Raw genomic sequence first — 23319 nt, 5'->3', positions numbered from 1 at the left:
GTTAATTACTAATTGTTTGATATAATATTTTATTATGAATGAAAAAGTAGGTTTAGGAAAGTAGGTTAAAGCGATTGTTTTATAAAATAGAAGAAATAGATGCATTTTTAGATGCTCGAACAAGAGGCGGAATAAAGCCTGGATTAGAAAGAGTAAACAGCTTATTAGAAGCAATTGACCATCCAGAGAAGAAATTTAAATCAGTACATATAGCAGGAACAAACGGAAAAGGATCAACACTAACATATATATCGACTTGTTTGGTTTTGAGTGAGTATAGAGTGGGTACATTTACTTCGCCAAGTATAACGAAGCGAAATGATATGATTCAAATCAACCATCAAGCCATATCCGATCAATCATTTATCGAACTATTTAATCAGTTACTACCAGAAATTCAAACACTTGAGATACAGGATAATCCACCAAGCTCGTTTGAAATAATTGTGGCTATTGCTTATGGATACTTTGCTGGGAATGTTGATGTAGCAATTATTGAAACAGGGATGGGTGGACTTGAGGATGCAACCAACTCAATTAAGCCTATTTTATCAATTATCACAACTATTGGTATTGATCATCGGACATTTTTAGGTGAGACATATCAAGAAATAGCACAGCACAAAGCTGGAATTATCAAATCTAATGTTCCAGTTATTTTAGGAGAAATGCCAAGCGAAGCAGAGAGAGTTATACAAAGAATTGCTAAAGAAAGGCATGCGTCCTTTTTACAAATTGGAAAAGGTTTTAACTATTTGAATGTACAGTTAGATAATAATAAACGGGAGACATTTACTTTTCAATTAAAAGATGAATCATATCCAATCACTCTAATGATGAGAGGTCGACATCAAATTCATAACGCTACACTTGCTGTAATGGCACTGTTGCAACTACGTGATCGCGGATTCGTCAAAGCAATCAATGCAGTTGAAACGGGAATGCTTCAGGCAACGCTTTTTGGTAGGTTTGAACAGATTTCAAATCATCCAATAGTAATTGTTGATGGAGCACATAACGTGGAAGGCGTTACAGCATTTCTGGATACCGTGAAACGATATTTTCCAACCGAAAAGAAACAATTACTTTTCGCAGCTTTTGCTGATAAGCCAATAAAAGAAATGATTGCTCAACTTGATGGGAATTTTGATTTGATAACATTTACAAGTTTTGACCATCAAAGAGCAGCGAAAGCATCCGTTTTATATGAATACTCAGAAAACCGTGTGAAGGGTCAAGAACCGGATTTGCAGAAAGCACTTGAACAGATTCTAAATAAAGATAATAAAAAAATTACTTTTATAACTGGTTCATTAGATTTCATTGGAAAAGTTAGGGATTTCTTTGAGTAATTAGAATTATTATGGTATCTTTAATATATTCTGAAAACTTAAAATATGAATATATATGACTATAACTATATGACTTGTCGTTATTAAAGGAGGAAGCTAAATGGTCTCAAAATCAAAAAGAATGTTACTTTGGATAGTTTGGTTAGTTATTTGGCCATTATCTATAGTTTGGACTTATACTAGTTGGCCGATTTATAGTGGCGATCAGTTGTTTAGCATCTTGTCATTTGCGATCATTATGGTCACGGTTTCCTTTTTTCCTATTATTGTTAATAAAACACCGATTTTTTTGGTGAATTGCATTGGGTTTGCAGTCTTTTTAATATTTGGGTTATTTATTGAAGTATTACTAACTCAAATTGCATTAGTTGTTGTCTTAATTAAACTTAAAATAGATAAAAGTCAGGCATTTAGGGTCCCACTTAATCTACTCATGTTTCTATTTATATCGATATTGTCAGCGAGTGTATATAAATGGGTAGGCGGCTTACAGGAAACGATTGTTTTAGACTCTTTCACGCAACAATTGCAATTAATAGGTTATGTGGTAACTGTTTTTCTGTCTAATCAAATTTTTCTTTATTTTGTTAAACGTTTCTTTTATGTGCAAGAAACAAAATTCTTTGATGAAGGTTTTTTATGGGAAATGATTACGACTTTAATTGTTTTACCAATTGGTTTTATTCTCTATTTAATGTATGACAAGTTTGGTGTTATCGGTATCTATGTAGTTGGCATACCATTTATCAGCATATCTATTATTATGAAACTATTTTATTCTAGTAGAACAGTAAATTACTATTTAAAACAAACGAATGAAATAGGTCAAGCATTAACAGGTAAGTTAGAACGAAATGATGTTATTTCTGTTTTTTTAACACATATTACAGAAATTTTCGCTGTGGACTATGCTACGGTTTATGATGTTGTAGATCAAAATAGTTTAAAATTAATTCGCTCTTATACTAAATTAGAAGGCCTTATTTATCCAGACTCTATTTGCGTTGAAGAAGGAAATACGATTATCCAGCAAGCATGGAGAAAAGAAGAAATGCTGCATTATAAACATAAGAAAGAATGGGATTATTTACGTGATAGCTCAATACCTGAAGACGGGGAAAGTATCGTTGTTATGCCTGTCAAACGAAATAATGAAATAGTTGCGATTATCGTTTTTGTATCGAAACATAAACAAGCCTTTACGGAACACTTATTTACGTTACTAAATATACTTAATAATTTTCTGGGAATTGCGTTAGAAAACGCAAAGAATTATGAAGATAGAAAAATCCAAAGTGAAACCGATCAGTTAACTGGTCTATATAATTTTCGTTATTTTGAAGCGTATATGCAAAATTATAGTACACAAACGAAAGAATCCAATAGATCAAAAATTGCTTCGCTTATTTTGTTTGATTTAGACTATTTTAAAAAGATTAACGATACCTATGGCCATGAATGTGGTAATGAGGTTTTAAAAGCTGTAGCAGAACACGTTAGCACATTTATTGGTGATAAAGGGTTAGTAGCACGATATGGTGGCGAAGAATTTGTTGTGTTTTTACCTGGAAAGGATGCAGAAGAAAGTCAGCAACTTGCGGAAGAATTACGGCAACTCATTATGAGTAAAACAATTACAACCTATACACATATCCAAGAAAATGAAAAATGTGTTGATGTTACGGTAACCATTAGCATAGGTGTTGCAAGCTATCCAGAACATTGTGAAGATCCATTTGAATTGGTTCGATTAGCAGATCGTGCGATGTACGTAGGGGCTAAGCAAAAAGGTAGAAATAGAGTTGCTGTTTATCAGTCATAAATGAAAAACATATACAAGTAGTTTAAATTGTACTATATTTAAGATAAGAATATAGTTAAAAAGGCTGAGATAATAATGACAAAAAGTTTTTCGCGGATAAACAATCAAAAAGGTATGACATTAGTAGAGATAATTGTTTCCATTGCTATACTTTCGATTATAATTGTTACTTTTTTAACGTTTTTTATTCAATCAACCAAAGTAAATAATGTATCAAAGGATATCACTGATTCGTCATATGTTGCGCAAACAGAACTGGAAGAAATATATCATTTAAGTAATACGATGAGTTATACCGATACAATTACCTATTTATCGAATACATATAATGTGAATAATTCAGATAGTAATTATGATTATATATTCACGAAACAAATTGAAGATACTAATATTTATAATATTAGTATTACATTTAGTACTACTGACGATATAAATGACGTGGTCGTGAAGGTATATAATGACTCAAATAAACTAGAAGCACAGTTGGAAACAAAACTATTATGGGAAAGTTAGAAGGTGTGCTAATGTTCAAAAATGAAAAAGGTATGACATTAATTGAATTATTAGCTGCTCTAGCTTTAATGTCAATCATAATTGCTTTAATTGGATCTGCGCATATATTTGGTCAAAAACAATATCGAAACCAAACGGAAGAAATCAATTATCAGGAACAAGTTCGTTATGTTATGGCGACTATTACCAAGGAAATCCGATCAACTGAAGCTGACCAAGTAAGTGTTATAAGTGAAAACGAAATAACAATTGGTACAAATAGTTATGAACTAGTACAACCAATTTTTTATAAAAATAGTACTGTCCTTAGCGACCAAATATCAGATTTTAATATTGTTGAAAAAGATGGAAAACTCGAAATATTGATTAGTAGTCTTCAAAATCGGAATGGAAAAATAGAAACACTGTCTACAGTAATTTATTTGCGAGAGTAGGTGAAGTTTATGCGTAACCAGTACAAACATATCAAAAAAAATCAAGATGGTGCAATTTTAGTTATCGTAATGATGGCCTTAACAGTATTATCTTTATTAGGTTTGGCGTTAGCTACAGCTTCATTTGCTAATATCAAATTAACTACTGTTGATCGAGATTATCAAGCTACCTACTATGTAGCTGAGGGCGGAGCAAATCAAACATACGCAGAGATAAAAACTCTCGTTGAATCGATATACGAAACCTCAAACACAGAAGCTTCTTTTTATTCTGATTTTAATTCTCGCATTGATCAACAATTAAATGGTACTAGTATTTTAGATTTTGAAAAGAGTTTTACTGAACAACCAACTGCTAAAGTTAAAGTAGAACAATTAACAGAAGGTAATCCTCGCTCTTATCAAATTGTATCAGAGGGCATAATTGGAAAGCGAACGCGTACAGTAACAAAACCCTTTCAAGTAAATTGGAAGTCTGGAAGTGGAAGTGCGATTGAGATACCAGATAATTTAGCAGCTTTAGTACAGAATGAAATAACTGTAAGGTCTTCGATAACGGGGAATATAGCTACAAATCTTAGCGAAATAGATGGTGTGTCTTTAGAATATGGTGGTTCTATTAATGGTATTGTACATGCTCCTGAACTAATAGGAAGCAACGTATTAAATTATCCTGGAAAGTATAATAATGATGGATTTTCCGGTAAGATACCCGAAGTTAAACCTATAGGAAATATGAATCAGATTTTTCTGACTGCAAAAGAGATTATTAATAATTTCCCTGTATATCCAGTTTTTGAAGTTATGCCTGATGAACAAATAGAAAGGTGGGGATCTAACCATGATGTAATAAAAAGTGGTACATTGACAATATATCAAGCAACAAATGAATATGTATTGAATCTTGATAAAAACATTTCATTAAAAAAGTTGCACATTACAGGTAATAATACATTAGAAATTGATACAAATGGGGAAAATAGAGAAATTGTACTAGATGAGTTATCCATTGAACAGGGAGAAATTAAAATTACTGGTGGAGGTAAGGTTACAATATATGTTAAAGAGACAATTAACTTTCATAAAAATAATAATGCGAAACTAAATATAGACGGAACTATTGATCAATTAACAATATATTTGAAAGGAACTAATAAAGAGGTAGATCTGAGTGAAGATAAAGTTATAGGATCTTTATTTGCTGAAGATGCTGATATTTATACTACTAGTTCAGGAGGAATACAAGGTCATCTTTTAACGGGCGGGGATTATGTCAAAGTAAATGGTGGATATGAAAACAACACCTTGTTATTGGCTCCATATGCAACTGTTGATATTGTAGACGGTGGTAAGTTTAGAGGAACTGTTATAGCGAATAGACTATCAGTTGGATCAGGTGGCTCTTTAACTTATAAAAAAGTTAATTTTGATGACTTCCCTTTTGGATCTAGCAGTTCGCCATCAACGGACGACTTAATTGAAAAGCAGCCTACAGTAGAATTAAACTAGGGTTTTAATCATTGTTATGAAAAGAGGGGTCAGATGGCGATTCGGAATAAACGCAAACTTGGTGACGTTCTAAAAGAAAATGGTCTAATTACCGAACAACAGATAATTGATGCAATAGCTCAAAAAAAATCGAAACAAAAACTTGGGGATGCACTTGTTGAACAAGGCTATATTACGGAAAAACAATTATTAGAAGTATTAGAAGTACATTTGAAAATCCCCAGCGTTTCTTTATATCGTTTTCCAATTGATGAAGGTTTAATGGATCTTGTTCGAAAAGAAACAGCACGTGAAAATACGTTGTTACCTATTCAGCAACAAGAGAATATATTAACTGTTGCGATGAATGACCCACTTGATTATTACGCAATTGATGATTTAGAGCTATCAACAGGGTTTACGATCAAACCTGTAATTGCAACAAAAGATGATATTTTACAAGCAATAAATAAATATTATGATATGGAAGACGCGTATACAGAAGAAGCAGCTGAGAATGAAGAAGCGCCTGCCATTCGGATATTAGATCAAATATTACAAACAGGTGTAACGTTAAAAGCGAGTGATGTACATATTGATCCTTCTGAATCAAAGGTCATGATTCGATATAGAGTTGATGGTATGTTACGAACAGAGAAAACTATACCAAAACGATTACAAAATGCTTTAATTGCTCGTGTAAAAATCTTATCGGAATTAAATATAACGGATACACGCTTACCACAAGATGGAAGAATACGTTTGATCATTGATGCGAAGCCAGTCGATTTACGGATTTCAACTTTACCAACAGTTTTTGGTGAAAAAATTGTTATTCGTATTTTAGATTTAAGTAATATTTTCAAAACATTGACAGAACTAGATTTTTCAAAAGATACCCTAGATAAGTATCAAAAGATAATTGAACAACCTTCAGGGCTAATTTTATTAACAGGTCCAACAGGTTCTGGAAAAACAACGACACTTTATGGATCAATAAATGAATTGAATCAGGAAGATGTTAACATTATTACGATAGAAGACCCAGTTGAATATCAATTAGAAGGTATCAATCAGGTTCAAGTAAATAATGCGGTAGGTCTTACTTTTGCCAAAGGCCTACGTTCGATTTTACGTCAAGATCCAAATATTATTATGATTGGAGAAATTCGTGACCGTGAAACAGCTGAAATAGCAATACGTTCAGCATTAACTGGGCACTTAGTTTTTAGTACATTACACACAAACAGTGCGATTGCAGCGATTCCACGTTTATTTGATATGGATGTTGAACCTTATCTTGTCGTTTCCGCTTTATCAGCCGTAATGGCCCAACGTTTAGTTAAGAAAGTTTGCGTGGATTGTAAACAGACACGACCAGTGACTAAAATGGAAAAGGAAATATTTGAACGTCATCATATAGATTTAACCGAAGTGGTCGAAGGTGTTGGTTGTGATAGTTGTAGATCAACGGGTTACCGTGGTAGATCAGCAATTCATGAGCTTTTAGTAATTGATGATAAAGTGAAAAAAATGATGATGAATCAATCTGATATGACGGATATTAAAGAATATGTGAAGCAAAGTGGCATGCGCTTTTTGCTAATGGATGGTCTATTAAAAGTTCAACAGGGTATTACTACATTTGATGAAGTATTACGCGTGGCAACGGAAGAGTAGGTGAGGAAGCATGGAAAATAGACTAGAAGAATTATTAACAATAGCATTTCATAAAAAAGCGTCAGATGTTCATTTAACTGTTGGTTCACAACCAATTTTTCGTGTGGACGGTCGGTTACAACTTCATGGACAGAATAGATTAGAACCAACTGATACAGAGCAAATGGCTAAATCGATTCTCACTGAAGATATGTGGTCTAAATTAGTAGAAGAAAGAGAACTAGATTTATCGCATGGAATTGCTGGTGTATCACGCTTTCGGATGAATATTTTCTTTCAGCGAAATTGTATCTCATTAGCTATCCGGACAATTCCAACTACGATTCCATCAATTGAAGAATTAGATTTACCTAACGTATTAAAGGAGATAGCAGGGCTCCCGCAAGGTTTAGTATTAGTTACAGGTCCAACTGGAAGTGGTAAAAGCACTTCTTTAGCAGCAATGATTGATTACATGAACAAAACAATGAACAGACATATTATTACTTTAGAGGATCCGATCGAATATCTATACCAGCATAACAAATGTATTATTGATCAAAGAGAAGTAGGATTCGATACAAGTAGTTTTCAAAAAGGATTACGTGCGTGTTTGCGTCAAGATCCAGATGTAATACTAGTGGGTGAGATGCGCGACTTAGAAACAATTTCTACAGCAATAACTGCTGCAGAAACCGGCCATTTAGTTCTAGGTACGCTACACACAACTGATGCGTCCTCAACGATGGATCGGATTATTGATGTTTTTCCTGCCCATCAAAAGAGTCAAATAAGAATTCAACTTGCTAATGTGCTGGAAGCCATTGTATCCCAACGTTTGTTTCCTTTGGCAAAAGGAATAGGACGGGCAGCAGCAACCGAAATATTAATCAACACACCTGCAGTGAAAAATTTAATTCGATCAGAAAAAATGCATCAGATCCCTAACACCATGCAAACTTCTAAAGAGTATGGTATGCATACCATGACAATGGATATTAAACGTATGTTGCAACAAGGGATAATAACGCAAAAACATGCGGCTCCCTATTTAAAAGATATGACTTTTTAGTACAAGTTATGATGGGGGAAGAGGTGGAAATCTATGAACTATTATGCGTATAAAGCAAAAACTGTCGATGGTAAGATAAAAAAAGGCAAGATTAGTAGTGAGAATGAAAAAGAAGCTATTAAGCAATTAAAGTCTCAAGGACTCATTTTATTTGAGATAAATGAATTAAACTCACTTTTATACAAAGATATTTATATTGGTAATCCAATAAAGAATAAGGACTTTGTTATTTTTCTGCGTCAATTTTCGACGTTAATAGATGCCGGTATAACATTAGTAGAAACGACGTCTATTTTAGAAGAACAAACACATAGTAAGCCACTTAAAAAAGCGCTACAACAAATTCAAAGCGATCTAGAAGAAGGAATAGGACTATCTGATGCCTTAGCAGAATTCCCACGTCTTTTCCCTGAATTATTAATTAGTATGATCCATGCTGGAGAAGTTAGTGGTAATTTAGATGAAATTCTTGATCGGATGGCTACCTATTATGAAAAACAGTACCAGTTAAAGCAAAAGATCATAACTGCGTTAACATATCCAATTGTGGTTGGAATTGTTGCCGTATTTATCACTATTTTTTTACTTGCATTTATTGTACCGATTTTCACGGACATGTTCCTATCTTTCGACCAAGAAATACCACCATATACGGCAGCAATATTAAGTATTAGTGATATTGTTCAAGCTTATTGGTGGGTTATGATGTTACTAGTACTAGTATTGGGTGTGACTATTAGATTATTAAATCGAAGACCAAACATTTCTTATTTATTTGATGTCGTAAAACTTCGTATTCCAATATTCGGTATGTTTATTCAAAAGTCTTTACTTGCTAGAATGACACAAACATTGAGTTCATTGTTAAATAGTTCTGTACCAATCTTACAAGCTGTTACAATAACGGAACGTGTTATAGATAATAAAGTGATCAAACGCGTTTTGCGTGAAAGTAGGGATTCACTTGAAAAGGGAGAGTCATTAGCAACACCGATGGAAAAACATTGGGTCTTCCCTAAATTAATTACGCAAATGATTGTTGTAGGAGAGCGAACAGGTTCCATTGATGCGATGTTGAAAAAAGTTTCTGACTTTTATGAACAAGAGTTAGATGAGTCATCAGAGAAGTTTAAGTCGCTCATTGAACCGGTAATGATTATATTTTTAGCAGTAATAGTAGGCGCAATTGTTTTAGCGATCGTAATACCTATGTTTAGTTTATTTGAAAACATCTAAAAGTGTAGACAGGTTACAAAAGTATAGTATAATAGAACTATTAGTATAAAACGAATAGTAGAAGCGATGAGGGTTTATCTGTAACTGGGCACTTGGATAAACTTGAGCTAGTAGTGCAACCGGCTGACACCATTTTTTATGCTGTGAGTCTTTTTTTATCAAAAAAATTAAATGAGGAGGAATAATAAAATGTTAACTAGAATGAAGAAAATGTTACGCAATGAGAAAGGTTTTACATTAGTAGAGCTTTTAGCAGTTATTGTTATCTTGGGTATTATTGTAGCAATTGCCGTTCCTGCAATTGGGAATATTATTGGTGATGCAGAAGAGGATGCTGATGAGGCACAAATTGAATTGATACTTGATGCAGCAAGATTAGCAGATGTACAAGATGAATTCACTGATGGTATGGATGCAGATGATCTTGTAGGACTTGGTTATCTTGAGGATAATGATGAACTACCAGAGGGTACAGTCTCTTTTGATACAGATACGAATCAATATGAATACACCCCGTAATAATAATTTAAAAAGACCCCTTTTCAAAGGGGTCTTTTATACATAATTAGGAGATAAAAAATATGGAAGTCTATTATATCGTTATTTTTTTTGTTTTTGGAAGTGTATTTGGTTCATTCTACAATGTTGTTGGTTTACGTATACCAAATGACAACTTTTTAGAATCTGATCGTTCTTATTGCCCCCGTTGTGATAAGACATTGCATTGGTATGAGTTGATTCCGATTATTTCGTATCTGTTTCAAGCTGGTAAATGCAGAAACTGTAAAGAAAAGATTTCTCCTCTTTACCCTACAATAGAATTATCTACAGCTTTCCTTTTCAGTTTTAGCTATTATTTTTTTGGTTTTCAACTGGAGTTAGTAATGGCAGTTTTACTCACTTCTTTATGTGTAATTATTGTTGTTTCAGACATCACATATATGCTAATACCTAACAAAATCTTATTATTTTTCCTACCGTTTTTAATTATCTTACGTATCATAGATCCGTTAGAACCATGGTGGTCTTCATTGGTTGGTGCAGCGGTGGGATTTTTATTATTAACACTTATCATTCTGGTTAGTAAAGGCGGGATGGGCGCGGGTGATATGAAGTTATTCACTATCCTAGGAATTGTGTTAGGATATAAAGGAATCCTGCTGACATTTTTTCTAGCTACTATTTTCGGTACACTTATAACATTACTATTATTGGCTACTAAAAAAATTAACCGTAAAAGTCCGGTACCATTTGGCCCTTCTATTTGTCTGGCTGCATTAACTACTTATTATTTTGGTAATTACATAATCAATTGGTATATTACATCATTTTTTTAAAGGATGAACACAAATGAATCTACTTAATAAAGATAGAATAAACATCGCCATAAATGATACGATGATTCGATATCTTGTTTCATCTAAAAAAAACGTTACAGCTGCTAGTGACTATGGAGAAATACCATTGGAACAAGGCGTTGTTGAGGATGGTAGAATTTTAGATCAAAAAAGATTAACTACTATCTTTAAAAATCTAGTTAAAGATAAAAAATGGAAGAATAAGCACCTTACATTTTGCGTCCCGGATGCTTTCGTTACGATGCGAGAAGAATCTGTACCTAAACAATTAACTAAAGATGAAGTGAAAAAATATATCGAATTAGAATTAGATGGTAGTATTCGTCTTCCTTTTCAAAATCCAGTTATAGATTTTGAAGTTATTACAGAAGAAGAACAAACGAATAAAATCCTTTTATTTGCATATCCAAATGAACGCTTAAAAGCTTACATAGAGGTGTTTGAGCAAGCGAATGTAAAACTGATAGTTGCTGATCTATCTTTTCTGTCAGCATATCGGACTTATTATAATTTGGACCTTGCAAATAAAGATGAACATCTGCTTATGATCCAGTGGTATAAAACGGATTTAGTTTTAACTGTTTTTAATAACCAGAAGCCGATCTTTAATCGCCATATTCATTTGAATAGTTATGATGTGGTCTTGAATAATGAGGTTTTTGAAGATTCGATGCAAGCTGATGAAAATATATGGAGAGAACTGGTCGATGAACAGTTCGTAACGATAGAACGTTTTATGGATTTCTATCAATATTCTATTATGTCAGGCGATGCTCAAGTTTCTGATTTATTATTAATCGGTGATTTTCCAGGACAAAAGTCAATAAATGAATTATTGACTTCACGATTTAATTTACCAGTCAAAACCATTGCATTTCCGAACGATTTACCAGCAGAGTATGCAACTGTATATGGATTGACACTAAGAAAGTAAAGAAAAAACCAATTAAACTTCATGGTAAGGGGACTAACCATATGGTAGAAATAAATTTTGTTGAAAAAAGGAAAGTAAATACGGCCCTATATCTACTAATTGCTATATTTATGTTCAGTCTGCTTCTTATTAGTATTAGTCTCTTTCTTTTCCATACAAATATTGAGAACAAGTATGATTCTTTACAACAAGAAAAAATAGATAATACAGAGATTATAGCTGAAATTAATACGCTTAACATGGTAGAACAACAAAAACAGACCTTGCAAATGCAAATTAAGCAATTAGAAACTGCTATTTATCCGTCTTTATTTTTATTAGACGATGTCCGTGCCAATTTGCCAAACGATACGTATATTGAGAACTATTCATTTTCTATTACAAATGGTATAACGATAGGTATTCATTTAAGTGCGTTATCGCAAGCTGCCAACTTCAGTCAAAATATTAACGAATCGACATATGCTGAGAATTTAAATTTAATAAATTTAGAAAAAATGGATGATTACTATGTTGCAACTTTTAATTTTGGGATTAATGCAGATTATTTAGTGGAAGAGGCTGATTAAAATGATATTTAAATGGTCACGTATCTATTCATTAATGTCGATTGGTGTAGTGTTACTAGTTATTATAATTGCCTTTTTATCTTATTATCAATTTATTTATCCTAGTCAACAGGAAGTAAGATACTTACAAGAAGAACTTGAAGAACAGGATCAATTGATCAAAAATGCAGATGTAAGTAAACAAGAGGTTGAAGATGATGTTGCTAATTCATTGAATTTACAAAGGCAATTACCGATAGATAAGGCAATTAATCAACTGATTTTGAACGTTGAAGAAATTAAGAATAAAACGAACAGTACAATAACCTTGTTGACGAATAGTGAAGATCAAGTAGCTAGTGATCAGGATACAGATGCTACATCTGAACTTACAAAAATGAATTATCAAATGGAAGTACTAGCAACAAATTATGATGTAATGAATCAGTTTTTAACAGAGTTGACTAATATGGATCGCATCGTGGAGATTAATAATATTGAATTTGTTCAGACAGAAGATGAGAGTATTGAACTCTCCATCGGTTTAACTACCTTTTACAATCCAACTCTAACTGCATTACAAACAGAAACACCCGTATTTGAATATGACCAAGAGCAAGATCAAGATCAAGATCAAGAAGATGAGGAACAGGAACAAGAGGACCAAGATTAATGGTCCTCTTGTTTTTTTGTTTACAAGAAAGAAATCACTGTTATTTTGCAAGTTTATGTTGGTAATTGCCTATCGCGTGCTGACAAAACTCGTCCACCTTTTCATATCGATTATGATAGAGTGAACCCAATGTTATAGGAAACGAGGGAATTAAGGTGGATGAAAATAATAAAATCACGGTAAAAATAAATAATAAAAAACAGCAAAGTCAGGATAGTAAAGATCATAGCAGGGACTCTTATCCTGAAAAAATCACTTGGTTTGAGCAAGCGGCTAGTGTAGATAAAGATGATAGGATCGAAGAGGTGGATGTTTTTGAAAAAAATCACTCAACCGATAGTCCATTGAATAATAAGAAAAAAAGTAAAAGTAATAGTTCGGTTGTAAAAGCGTTTATTTTTACTGCATGTGGTGCGATTGGGATTAGTGTTATATTAGGATTTATTATTTTAAAGATGTTTGTTGAAATAGATGATAAAGATACTCTGGCGACAAATGATAGAATATCCTCAGAAGCTACTAGGACAAATACTGACGTGGCGGCTGAAACTGTTGATGGGGAAAGTATGACATTAGAGGCATTACAAGCCTTTGTTGTTCAGGTAGGTGTATTTTCAACGAAAGAAAAAGCAACTGAATGGCAGGATAAAGTAGTAGCCACTGGATATAATCCAATGGTGTGGGACGAAGGAGATCAACTTCGATTATTTGTCGGAATCACTTCTACGGAAGAAGCGGCGAAATCCATCGCAAGTGATATGGAAGCAAAAGGGTTGGAAGCATATGCACGTGCATGGTCAACAACAGAAAGGAATGCCGATTTTAATCCGCAAGTGATAGAATGGTTACAAACATTCCCTACTTTATGGACAGATACAGTTGAGGGGGTTAACCAAGCTTCAGATTCCGAGCAACTTGAGGCGTGGAAGAACTGGTTGGCAGAAGTGCCGGAAGGATTACCAGAAAATGTTACAGTGTGGAAAGAATCGATTGAAAAAATTGTCACCATGATCGCTGCTGGTGAAAGCATTGAAGATAAACAACTACAATTACTAGAGATATGGCAACTTTATCAAAGAATATAAAAAAACTTAAGAATTAGTTGAAATGTAATTCCTACCATTAATAAAATAAAGAAGTGTTGTTTTTGTCTGAGCTAAATTATATTTTTATATACTAATTAGAGGGCCGAATTTCAGAAATGCAGATTTGTTTTCTATTCCGTTACTCGGTAAAATTACTTATATAAAATGTGTACTGAGGTGAATAGATGACAAGCATACATGTAACGATGAAAGATATACCAAAACAAGACCGTCCTCGTGAGAGATTGATTGAATTAGGCGCAAGTCATGTTTCGAATCAAGAGTTGCTGGCAATATTATTAGGTACTGGAACAAGAGAAGAATCTGTTCAGGACCTAGCTCAACGCGTATTGATGCACTTTGAAGGAATCAATTTATTACGTGAATCAACATTTGAAGAATTAACAGCGATTAAAGGAATAGGTATGGTGAAAGCTGTGCTGATCTTAGCGTCTATTGAACTTGGTAAACGTATGAATCAATTAAAGCCGCAAGAGAGATATGTTATCCGTAGTCCTGAAGATGGTGCTAATTTCGTCATGGAAGAAATGCGCCTATTGAACCAGGAACACTTTGTTTGCCTATTTTTAAATACAAAAAACCAAATTATTCATAGGCAAACAGTATTTATTGGAAGTCTTAACGCCTCAATTGTTCACCCCCGTGAAGTTTATCGAGAAGCTGTTAAACGTTCTGCTGCTTCGATTATTTGTGTGCATAACCATCCATCTGGTGATCCTTCTCCCTCCCAAGAAGATATTCAAGTAACAAAACGTTTAGCGGAATGTGGTAAGATGATTGGCATAGAACTTTTGGATCATTTAGTTATCGGTGATCAAAAGTTTGTTTCATTAAAAGAAAAAGGATACGTATAAGACTATCTATTTTTTGTTTTTTTTCGTATAATTAAATAGACGAAGTTTAAATTCGGCGCCACTTTACAAGTTTTTTCTTGTATATGGCGCTTCTTGTTATGGTGAATTACAGCCATAACAAACTTTTCATGTTATGATACTAATAAGGAATTTACACATAACATGATGAAACTAAAAATTAATGAGATGAAACAATAAGCATCGTGAGATTAGAGAGGAAGATTGATTTGGCTGGATTTAGTTTATCGCAAGATTTAGGGATTGATTTAGGAACGGCAAACACACTAGTTTATGTAAAAGGAAAAGGAATTGTTGTTAGAGAACCATCTGTTGTTGCAATAAATAATTCAACAGGTGAAATTGAAGCTGTTGGTGGCTCAGCGCGAAATATGATAGGTAGAACGCCTGGTAATATTTCCGTTATTCGACCTATGAAAGATGGCGTAATTGCCGATTACGATACAACAGCAACAATGATGAAATATTACATTCGTTTAGCGCAAAAGAATCGTTCATCCTTTGCCAGAAAGCCAAATGTAATGGTTTGTGTACCATCTGGGATTACGATGGTTGAAGAACGAGCAGTAATTGATGCAACAAAACAAGCTGGGGCTAAAGAAGCTTATCCAATAGCAGAACCATTTGCTGCGGCAATTGGTGCTGGTTTACCAGTTTGGGAACCAACAGGTAGTATGATAGTGGACATTGGTGGAGGTACTACTGAAGTAGCAATTATATCGCTTGGTGGAATTGTAACAAGTGAATCGATACGTACGGCCGGAGATGATATGGATGAAGCTATTGTTCAATATGTCCGTAAAAAGTATAATTTAATGATTGGTGAAAGAACATCTGAAGCGATCAAAATGGATATTGGTAATGCTGGGAAACCAGTTGAAAATGATGAGATGGATATTAGAGGTAGAGATTTATTAACTGGACTTCCAAAAACGATTACAATTACAGCAGAAGAAATTTCAAATTCATTAAATGATGCAGTCACTGCAATCATTGATGCTGTCAAGAACACATTGGAAAAAACACCTCCTGAATTAGCAGCTGATATTATGGATCGTGGCATTGTCTTGTCTGGTGGAGGCTCACTCTTAAGAGGATTAGACCAAGTGATTAGTGATGAAACGAAGATGCCTGTATTTGTAGCAGATAATCCTTTAGATAGTGTTGCAATTGGTACTGGAATGTCATTAGACTATATTCAACATTTCAGATCTCATCCTAGTATCTCTTCTCGTTCTACAATGAATTAAGTAGGTGTGTTAAATGTCATTTTTTAAAAGAAAGCGACTTTTTACCATTTTAATTGGGTTTATTATTTTGGTTGGTTTAATTGGTTTTTCACTGCGTGAACGTGAGGAATTATCAGCAGTAGAGCAATTTTTTCAAGACGCTGTTGGATGGATGCAGCAAGTTGTTCATGTACCAGTCGAATATACGACAACTATAATTACAAATATCGATGATTTCAAGAATGTTTTTCAAGAAAATCAAAGATTAAAAGAAGAACTAGCACAATATCAACAAACGTTATATGAGGTTCAAGAACTTCGAAAAGAAAATGAAGAATTAGTAGCGCTTAATGATAAAACAGACGCTGACTCAATTTCAGATTATGAGCCTATTCAAGCTTCTATATCAGCTAGAAGTTCAGATCAATGGTTTAAGCAAGTGACGATTAATAAGGGCAAGCAAGATGGTGTTGAGAGAAATATGGCTGTAGTCACTGGGGAAGGTATGATTGGAAAAATTCAAGATGCCTCACAATTCACATCTACAGTACTGTTATTAAATGGCTTTGATCGTTCCAATCGAATTTCAGTAAATGTAAATATTACAGATGAAGACGAAGATGCGAGTGGTTTTATTCTTGGTTTTGATGAAGAACGTGAAGCATTATTACTTGAATTCACGGAATATGATGGTGAAATTCCTGAAGGTGAATTTGTCTTTTCATCAGGTTTAGGTGGCGTTTTTCCAAAAGGACTTGAAATTGGTGAAATTCTTGAAGTGACGACAGATCAGTATGGACTAACACAAGTTGCTTATATTGAGCCGTCAGCAGATTTATATCATTTAAATCATGTAATTGTTTTGGATCGTACAATGACAACAAATGATGAAGTGGTAGAAGAGGAGGAAGAATAATGTCTCGACTTTATCTCCCTCTTTTCCTGCTATTCTTACTTGTAATAGAAGGAGTGGCGTTTGACTTTTTACCATTGATAGTGATTGAAAAGGGTTGGTTATTAGCTGCGCACTGGCTATTTGTTTTTCTAGTACTTATTGCTTTGTTTTATGATCTAGAATACACGTATTATTCTATTTTATTTGCTATTATTTCTGGATTAATGGTTGATCTCGTTTATACAAATGTGATTGGCGTCTATATGTTTATGTACGGCATTACAATTTATTTTATACATGGTATGCGAAAGGTTTTGCATACAAACTTCTTGGTTGCATCTTTATTAACTGCCGTTGGTCTTAGTTTAGTAGATGGTGGGATTTATTTGATTTATTCTTTTATAGGGATTAGTCAAATAGATGGTATGATGTACATAACCAATCGTTTGTTGCCAACACTTGCGGCAAATATGATTTTCTTTTTTGTACTTTATCTTCTAATGAAGAAAAAATTAGTACGGTGGGCTGCAGAGCGATTTGATTCAAATAGCTCCTAATTGCAGTGGAATACATGTAGAATGAGGTGAAACCGTGATTACTAATAAGCAACTAGTGACGATTAAAGGCACGCGAGATGGCTTGACATTATATATCGATGATACTTGTTCGTTCACGGCAATTCTAGATGAACTTGAACAAGTACTTTCAACTGAATATACGTCTGATGACGAACCAATGATTACTGTAACGATTCAACTTGGTAATCGTTATTTACATACTGAACAAGAACAGATGCTACGCGATTTAATACGCAATAAAAAGAAATTAGTAGTTGAATCTGTTGAATCTAATGTTATTTTGAAGCGTGAAGCATTACAATGGAAAGAAGAAAGTGAAATCAAAACGGTAACGAAAATGGTACGTTCTGGTCAAGTATTAGAGATTACTGGCGATCTATTACTTATCGGTGATGTAAATCCTGGTGGGAAAATCGTAGCAACTGGCAATATTTTTGTTTTAGGTAGTTTACGTGGTATCGCGCATGCGGGAAGTGAAGGTAATAGAAATGCAATTATTGCTTCTTCTTATATGCAACCAATGCAATTAAGGATTGCTGATTTTATCAGTCGTTCTCCTGACTATGAAGCAGATGGTGTTTACATGGAATGTGGTTTTATTGATGAAACCAAAGAGAAAATCGTGATAGACCGCCTTCAAGTTCTAACACAAAAAAGACCTGATTTAAATGGGTTTGAAAGGAGAATTTTAAATGGGTGAGGCAATCGTAATCACTTCCGGTAAGGGTGGTGTTGGAAAAACAACCACTACAGCTAATTTAGGGACAGCACTTGCGTTAATGGATAAAAAGGTCTGTTTGATGGATACAGATATTGGATTGCGTAATTTAGATGTGGTTATGGGATTAGAGAATCGTATAATCTATGATATTGTTGATGTTGTTCAGAAACGCTGTAAATTAAAGCAGGCCTTAATTAAGGACAAGCGATTTGACTGTTTATACCTTCTTCCAGCTGCTCAAACGAGCGATAAGTCTGATCTAACGCCAGAAGGTATGATAGAGATGATAGCGGAGTTGAAAGAAGAATATGATTATATTTTAATAGATTGCCCGGCAGGAATAGAACAAGGTTATAAGAATGCTGTTGCTGGTGCAGATAGAGCTATTGTTGTTACCACACCTGAAAAATCAAGTGTTCGTGATGCAGATCGTATTATTGGACTACTTGAAAAAGAAGATATTGAGCCACCACATTTAGTAATTAATAGAATTCGTAATCATATGATGAAAAACGGAGATATGTTAGATATCGATGAAATTGTTCAAATTTTATCGATCGAATTATTAGGCGTAATTGCAGATGATGATGAAGTAATTAAAGCATCTAATCACGGTGAGCCTGTCGTGTTTCAACCGAATACGCGAGCATCTATTGCTTATCGCAACATTGCTAGACGAATTCTTGGTGAATCTGTACCACTTTTATCGTTTGACGATGAAAAAGGTATGTTTTCAAAAGTGAAAAAATTCTTTGGTATGCGTCCATAATAACTATGAAAAGGTACTTACATTTCTTATGTAAGTATCTTTATTTTTTATTAGTAATGTGCGGCCGATTTGTAAATGGGAGCATATTCATTTTGAATCCTTCATAGACTTGTACAAATAGCTAATGAAGGATTGTGAATAGGATGAAAAAGGATATTGTACAAGTTAGAAAAGATATAGCAAAACGAAAGCAACAGAAGCTACCATCTGTGAAAAATGATCCTAAAGTATATCGACAGAATTTATCAAGTCATGTCTTGCAAGATGAGGAAAAGCATGGATACATGCCTACACACTTTCCTACGACAGGAAAAAAACAAGAGGATACATCGGCTTTTTTTTCTTCATTTATTTTTAAAACAATCATTGCTGCTAGCATCTTTTTTATATTAGCCTTAGTTAATCAGGTGGATCATTCTTCATTATCTAAACCAAAAGAGTGGACAACCTCTGCCTTAACAGAAGAATTCCCATTTGCAACTGTGAACCAATGGTATCAAACGACATTTGGTTCACCACTAGCTTTTACAGACCAAAGTGTTATTGAAACCGCTGGAGATGCGCCAGTACTTCCTGTTAATGGTACGATAAGTCAATCATTCCAGGTTAATGGAGAAAGTGTTTTTATAACTTCTGAAGAGACGTCCGATGTATACGCGATGGAACAAGGTACAGTTATTTTTGCTGGTAATGATAATAAAACGAATAAAACGATTATAATTCAGCATCCTGATAAAAGTAAATCTATCTATGGCAACTTGTCAGACTTTACTGTTAATCAATATCAATTTGTAAACACCAATCAAATTATTGGTGAATTTATTCCTTCTGTTGCAAATGAGAGTAAATTATACTTTGCAGTTGAAAAAAATAATACGTATCTTGATCCAGTAAAGGTGATGAAGGTTGATGAAAATCCTTAATAAATTCCCACCACTATCCATTCATCCCACTCTTTGGTTTAGTATTGTTGCATCAATCCTGACTGGTACTTTAATGGAGATGGCGATTATTTTTTCGATTGTATTGATTCATGAATTAGGACATTATATAGCAGCAGCTTATTATGGATGGAAAGTTAGAAGGATAATGCTCTGGATGTTTGGTGGTGTTATGGAAACGGATGAATATGTAAGTAAACCATTAAAAGAAGAGTGCGTCATTACACTCGCAGGTCCATTTCAACATGTTATCATTTATGTGTTACTTTTTTGTTTGCAACAATTAGAATGGCTAAACCCTTCACTGATTCTGTTAGGGTATCAATATAATACTACTATTCTGTTGTTCAATCTATTACCTATATGGCCATTAGACGGGGGTAAATTATATCTGATAACATTGTCTACCTTTTTGCCTTTTCGTAGAGCACATGCTTTAACGATCATGTCATCTATTTTTGTTGTATGTGGTATTTTAATTGTATTATTAACTTCTTTTTCATTCATATTAAGCACTGTTTTATTGTTTACTTTTATCTTATGGGAAAATCGATTAGAATGGAAACAAAGGTTTTATGTATTTATGCGTTTTTTATTAAAGAGATTTGAAACGAATCAAGTAAATAAAAAAGCTCTACCGCTTGTTGTGACGAATGATACGCGTCTAATTGACATATTCTCAAAATTCCATCGTCAATATCGTCATGATATTTTCATTGAAAACGATTGCTATGTAACAGATGAAGCTACATGCTTACATATTTATTTTAATTTAAAACAACATCAAGCTACTATAAAAGAAGTGAGTCATGAAATTCAGAAATGAGGAAGTAATTTGGTTTCCCTATATATTCATACACAACCAACAGAAAAAATTGCCTTAGCAGTAGAAAATAATCAGATTAAAGAATTTGTTATTGATCGTCCAAATCAACCGCAACTTGTTGATTCTATTTTTGTTGGAAGAGTCGTTAAGATCGAGAAGGGTCTACAGGCTGCTTTCGTTGATATTGGTTCAGAAAAGTTAGGTTTTTTGCAACGAAAAGAATTACCTGCAGCTAGAGCGAATCCAACTAAAAAAATGGAATCACTAATTACAGAAGGTGAGCGTTTGATTGTGCAAGTTACAAAAGATGCTTATGATACAAAAGGTGCACGATTATCTGCGAATATAACGATTGCTGATCAAGCAATCGTTTATTTACCTTTTGGGAACTATATAGCATTATCTAAAAAACTTGCGCATGATGATGCAACTGAAAAAAAAGCTATCATAGAAAATGTTCGTGAAGATAATGAAGGCGCAATAATTCGTACAGTCGCATCGGATCTTACAAGTGATGAGATGGAACAAGCTTTTTTACATTTGCGTAATCGTTGGACATTACTGGAAAAGGAAAGTAAGCAATTAAAGGTGCCAAGCTGTTTGTATTATGATGCACCGGTTTTGGATCGTTTTATTCGAAAATTCGCCTCTGAACATATCGATCATATTTATATAGATGATGCCTCAATTGCAACTGAAATCAGAGAGCGTTATCGACATTTAAAAGCTGCAATTACATGGGAGAAAAACCTTGAAAGCCAATTGCCCTTATCAATTGATCAAGTAATGCAGGCATGTGTGCATCCGAAAGTAGACGCAGAAAATGGTGTGAGTTTGTATATCGAAGAAACAGAAGCGATGACAATTATAGATGTTAATTCAGGTGGCTTTACAGGCAGGAATGATAAAGAACGTACACACTTACATGCAAATATATATGCAGCAAAGGAAATTGCGAGACAGGTTAGATTACGTAACCTTTCGGGTATTATCATCCTGGACTTTATCAGTATGAAAAACCCAACAGATAAAAAAAAGGTGCTAGATATTTTAAGAGCCGCACTTGATAAAGATCCTATTCGGTCAGAAGTCTATGGCTTTACGCAGTTAGGGTTAGTAGAGATGACCCGTAAGAGAGCTACAGCACCACACAGTAAACTTATTTTGGATCAAACGGATTCTCAGATTACTTTATCGAATATGACGCATGTCTATGCATTAGAACGGGTTCTATATAGTTATATAGACACAAATGTTGAATCTGTTATAATAGATATTAATCCGCTAATTTATAAGTTGTGGATAAAACACATTGATCTTGAAAAAGTAAAGAGACGTCTACATCATTCCGTTTATATGAATAAAACGAAGGGTGTTATGTCCTATCACGTGAAGTTAGCTGGGAGTAGTAAGCTTGTCAAAGACTTTATAGAGACAAATTCCAGTGCTATCATTGACAAAGTACTATGATTCGTGATAATATCAATACGTTATTCATTGTAGCGCCCGCTGCTACAACCGCACAGATCGGGTAAATAGAAAAGAGAGCTACATAGTTCGTATTTTCTTATGTAAGTCATAAATTATGACACCTGTATGGCGAGTCTGAGTTCTTGAAGGAGGTGCAAGCAGTATGTATGCTATTATTGAAACTGGTGGTAAACAAGTTAGAGTTGAAGAAGGTCAAGCTATCTACATTGAAAAATTAGAAGCTGGAGCTGGTGAAGATGTAACATTTGATAAAGTTCTTTTTGTTGGTGGTGACGACGTAAAAGTTGGTTCTCCATTCGTAGAAGGTGCTACAGTTGCGGCTAAAGTTGAAGAACAAGGTCGTAAGAAAAAAATCACAATTTACAAATTCAAAGCTAAAAAGAACTATAGCCGTAAACAAGGTCATCGTCAGCCATATACGAAAGTTACGATTTCAAAAATCAACGCGTAAGGTTGTTTCCGTATGATACAAGCAACAATTTATCGTAAACCAAATAAGCAAATATATGCTTTTGAACTGAGTGGGCACGCTGAGAGTGGACCGCATGGGCATGATTTAGTTTGTGCCGCGGTTTCTGCTATCTCATTTGGATCCGTTAATGCAGTAATAAAGCTTTGTGAGATTGAACCGAATATTGATCAAGGTGGCGAAGGTGGTTATCTACATGTTGCACTTCCTGAGCAATTGGATGAAGGTAAGCGTCAAGCTGCTGAATGGTTGCTAGAAGGAATGTTTGTTTCATTAGAAACCGTCGAACGTGACTATAATCAATATATACGAATCTTTGAAAAGTAAGGAGGT

The 23319-nt window shown here is 34.1% G+C and carries 25 protein-coding genes, 1 riboswitch and 1 other annotated feature; all 25 genes read left to right on the top strand.

What is annotated here, in order from left to right:
- The first annotated feature begins 74 nt into the window (after positions 1–74).
- The 25 genes from D2K60_RS18005 to D2K60_RS17885 all read left to right on the top strand — a co-directional run bounded on the left by D2K60_RS18005 (position 75) and on the right by D2K60_RS17885 (position 23313).
- Positions 75–1352 carry a bifunctional folylpolyglutamate synthase/dihydrofolate synthase gene (locus D2K60_RS18005; RefSeq protein WP_117170455.1) on the top strand — a complete coding sequence of 426 codons (1278 nt, stop codon included), beginning with the start codon at positions 75–77 and terminating at the stop codon, positions 1350–1352.
- 100 nt (positions 1353–1452) lie between these two features.
- Positions 1453–3174 carry a sensor domain-containing diguanylate cyclase gene (locus D2K60_RS18000; RefSeq protein WP_117170454.1) on the top strand — a complete coding sequence of 574 codons (1722 nt, stop codon included), beginning with the start codon at positions 1453–1455 and terminating at the stop codon, positions 3172–3174.
- Between the two features lie 75 nt (positions 3175–3249).
- The gene (locus tag D2K60_RS17995; RefSeq protein WP_117170453.1) at positions 3250–3687 is read left to right on the top strand and encodes a type IV pilus modification PilV family protein; all 438 of its coding nucleotides are present in this window, start codon (positions 3250–3252) and stop codon (positions 3685–3687) included.
- Positions 3688–3698: 11 nt separating this feature from the next.
- Positions 3699–4121 carry a PilW family protein gene (locus D2K60_RS17990; RefSeq protein ID WP_162880788.1) on the top strand — a complete coding sequence of 141 codons (423 nt, stop codon included), beginning with the start codon at positions 3699–3701 and terminating at the stop codon, positions 4119–4121.
- Between the two features lie 9 nt (positions 4122–4130).
- Positions 4131–5630, top strand: coding sequence for a pilus assembly PilX N-terminal domain-containing protein (locus D2K60_RS17985; RefSeq protein ID WP_117170451.1), 1500 nt, complete (start codon positions 4131–4133; stop codon positions 5628–5630).
- A 33-nt stretch (positions 5631–5663) separates the two neighbouring features.
- Positions 5664–7289, top strand: coding sequence for a GspE/PulE family protein (locus tag D2K60_RS17980; protein WP_117170450.1), 1626 nt, complete (start codon positions 5664–5666; stop codon positions 7287–7289).
- 10 nt (positions 7290–7299) lie between these two features.
- On the top strand, positions 7300–8340 hold the full coding sequence (locus tag D2K60_RS17975; protein WP_117170449.1) for a type IV pilus twitching motility protein PilT: 1041 nt from the start codon (positions 7300–7302) through the stop codon (positions 8338–8340).
- Positions 8341–8373: 33 nt separating this feature from the next.
- Positions 8374–9576, top strand: coding sequence for a type II secretion system F family protein (locus D2K60_RS17970; protein ID WP_117170448.1), 1203 nt, complete (start codon positions 8374–8376; stop codon positions 9574–9576).
- Between the two features lie 53 nt (positions 9577–9629).
- Positions 9630–9710, top strand: a riboswitch (cyclic di-GMP riboswitch).
- A gap of 55 nt (positions 9711–9765) precedes the next feature.
- Entirely contained in the window at positions 9766–10095 is a 330-nt protein-coding gene (locus tag D2K60_RS17965; RefSeq protein ID WP_117170447.1) for a competence type IV pilus major pilin ComGC, read from the top strand.
- A 62-nt stretch (positions 10096–10157) separates the two neighbouring features.
- Positions 10158–10913: a prepilin peptidase gene (locus D2K60_RS17960; RefSeq protein ID WP_117170446.1), complete on the top strand. Its 756-nt coding sequence runs from the start codon at positions 10158–10160 to the stop codon at positions 10911–10913.
- Between the two features lie 13 nt (positions 10914–10926).
- On the top strand, positions 10927–11868 hold the full coding sequence (gene pilM / locus D2K60_RS17955) for a type IV pilus biogenesis protein PilM (RefSeq protein WP_117170445.1): 942 nt from the start codon (positions 10927–10929) through the stop codon (positions 11866–11868).
- A 41-nt stretch (positions 11869–11909) separates the two neighbouring features.
- Positions 11910–12437, top strand: coding sequence for a hypothetical protein (locus D2K60_RS17950; protein ID WP_117170444.1), 528 nt, complete (start codon positions 11910–11912; stop codon positions 12435–12437).
- Between the two features lies 1 nt (position 12438).
- Positions 12439–13089 carry a type 4a pilus biogenesis protein PilO gene (pilO, locus tag D2K60_RS17945; protein ID WP_117170443.1) on the top strand — a complete coding sequence of 217 codons (651 nt, stop codon included), beginning with the start codon at positions 12439–12441 and terminating at the stop codon, positions 13087–13089.
- Between the two features lie 155 nt (positions 13090–13244).
- Complete coding sequence (locus D2K60_RS17940; RefSeq protein ID WP_117170442.1) at positions 13245–14174, top strand: SPOR domain-containing protein; 930 nt, start codon at positions 13245–13247, stop codon at positions 14172–14174.
- Positions 14175–14359: 185 nt separating this feature from the next.
- Positions 14360–15049, top strand: coding sequence for a RadC family protein (gene radC / locus D2K60_RS17935; RefSeq protein ID WP_117170441.1), 690 nt, complete (start codon positions 14360–14362; stop codon positions 15047–15049).
- Between the two features lie 227 nt (positions 15050–15276).
- Entirely contained in the window at positions 15277–16317 is a 1041-nt protein-coding gene (locus D2K60_RS17930; protein WP_117170440.1) for a rod shape-determining protein, read from the top strand.
- 13 nt (positions 16318–16330) lie between these two features.
- Positions 16331–17212 (top strand): rod shape-determining protein MreC, encoded by an 882-nt coding sequence (gene mreC, locus D2K60_RS17925; protein ID WP_117170439.1) that lies wholly within the window; start codon positions 16331–16333, stop codon positions 17210–17212.
- Complete coding sequence (mreD, locus tag D2K60_RS17920; RefSeq protein ID WP_117170438.1) at positions 17212–17748, top strand: rod shape-determining protein MreD; 537 nt, start codon at positions 17212–17214, stop codon at positions 17746–17748. The genes mreC and mreD overlap by 1 nt, the downstream gene beginning before the upstream one ends.
- 34 nt (positions 17749–17782) lie before the next feature.
- Complete coding sequence (gene minC, locus D2K60_RS17915) at positions 17783–18469, top strand: septum site-determining protein MinC (RefSeq protein WP_117170437.1); 687 nt, start codon at positions 17783–17785, stop codon at positions 18467–18469.
- Positions 18462–19259 (top strand): septum site-determining protein MinD, encoded by a 798-nt coding sequence (gene minD, locus D2K60_RS17910; protein ID WP_117170436.1) that lies wholly within the window; start codon positions 18462–18464, stop codon positions 19257–19259. Before minC ends, minD begins: the two co-directional genes overlap by 8 nt.
- 143 nt (positions 19260–19402) lie before the next feature.
- Positions 19403–20182, top strand: coding sequence for a M23 family metallopeptidase (locus tag D2K60_RS17905; protein ID WP_117170435.1), 780 nt, complete (start codon positions 19403–19405; stop codon positions 20180–20182).
- Positions 20169–21026 carry a M50 family metallopeptidase gene (locus D2K60_RS17900; RefSeq protein WP_117170434.1) on the top strand — a complete coding sequence of 286 codons (858 nt, stop codon included), beginning with the start codon at positions 20169–20171 and terminating at the stop codon, positions 21024–21026. Before D2K60_RS17905 ends, D2K60_RS17900 begins: the two co-directional genes overlap by 14 nt.
- 9 nt (positions 21027–21035) lie before the next feature.
- On the top strand, positions 21036–22496 hold the full coding sequence (locus D2K60_RS17895; RefSeq protein WP_117170433.1) for a ribonuclease E/G: 1461 nt from the start codon (positions 21036–21038) through the stop codon (positions 22494–22496).
- 36 nt (positions 22497–22532) lie between these two features.
- Positions 22533–22643 (top strand) — a sequence feature (ribosomal protein L21 leader region).
- 16 nt (positions 22644–22659) lie between these two features.
- Positions 22660–22968 carry a 50S ribosomal protein L21 gene (gene rplU, locus D2K60_RS17890; RefSeq protein WP_117170432.1) on the top strand — a complete coding sequence of 103 codons (309 nt, stop codon included), beginning with the start codon at positions 22660–22662 and terminating at the stop codon, positions 22966–22968.
- Between the two features lie 12 nt (positions 22969–22980).
- On the top strand, positions 22981–23313 hold the full coding sequence (locus D2K60_RS17885) for a ribosomal-processing cysteine protease Prp (RefSeq protein WP_117170431.1): 333 nt from the start codon (positions 22981–22983) through the stop codon (positions 23311–23313).
- The last annotated feature ends 6 nt before the right edge of the window (positions 23314–23319 follow it).

It is taken from the genome of Paraliobacillus sediminis (assembly GCF_003426055.1).
Note: the sequence above shows the minus strand (reverse complement) of the source record. Positions and strands in the feature narration are given on the sequence as shown.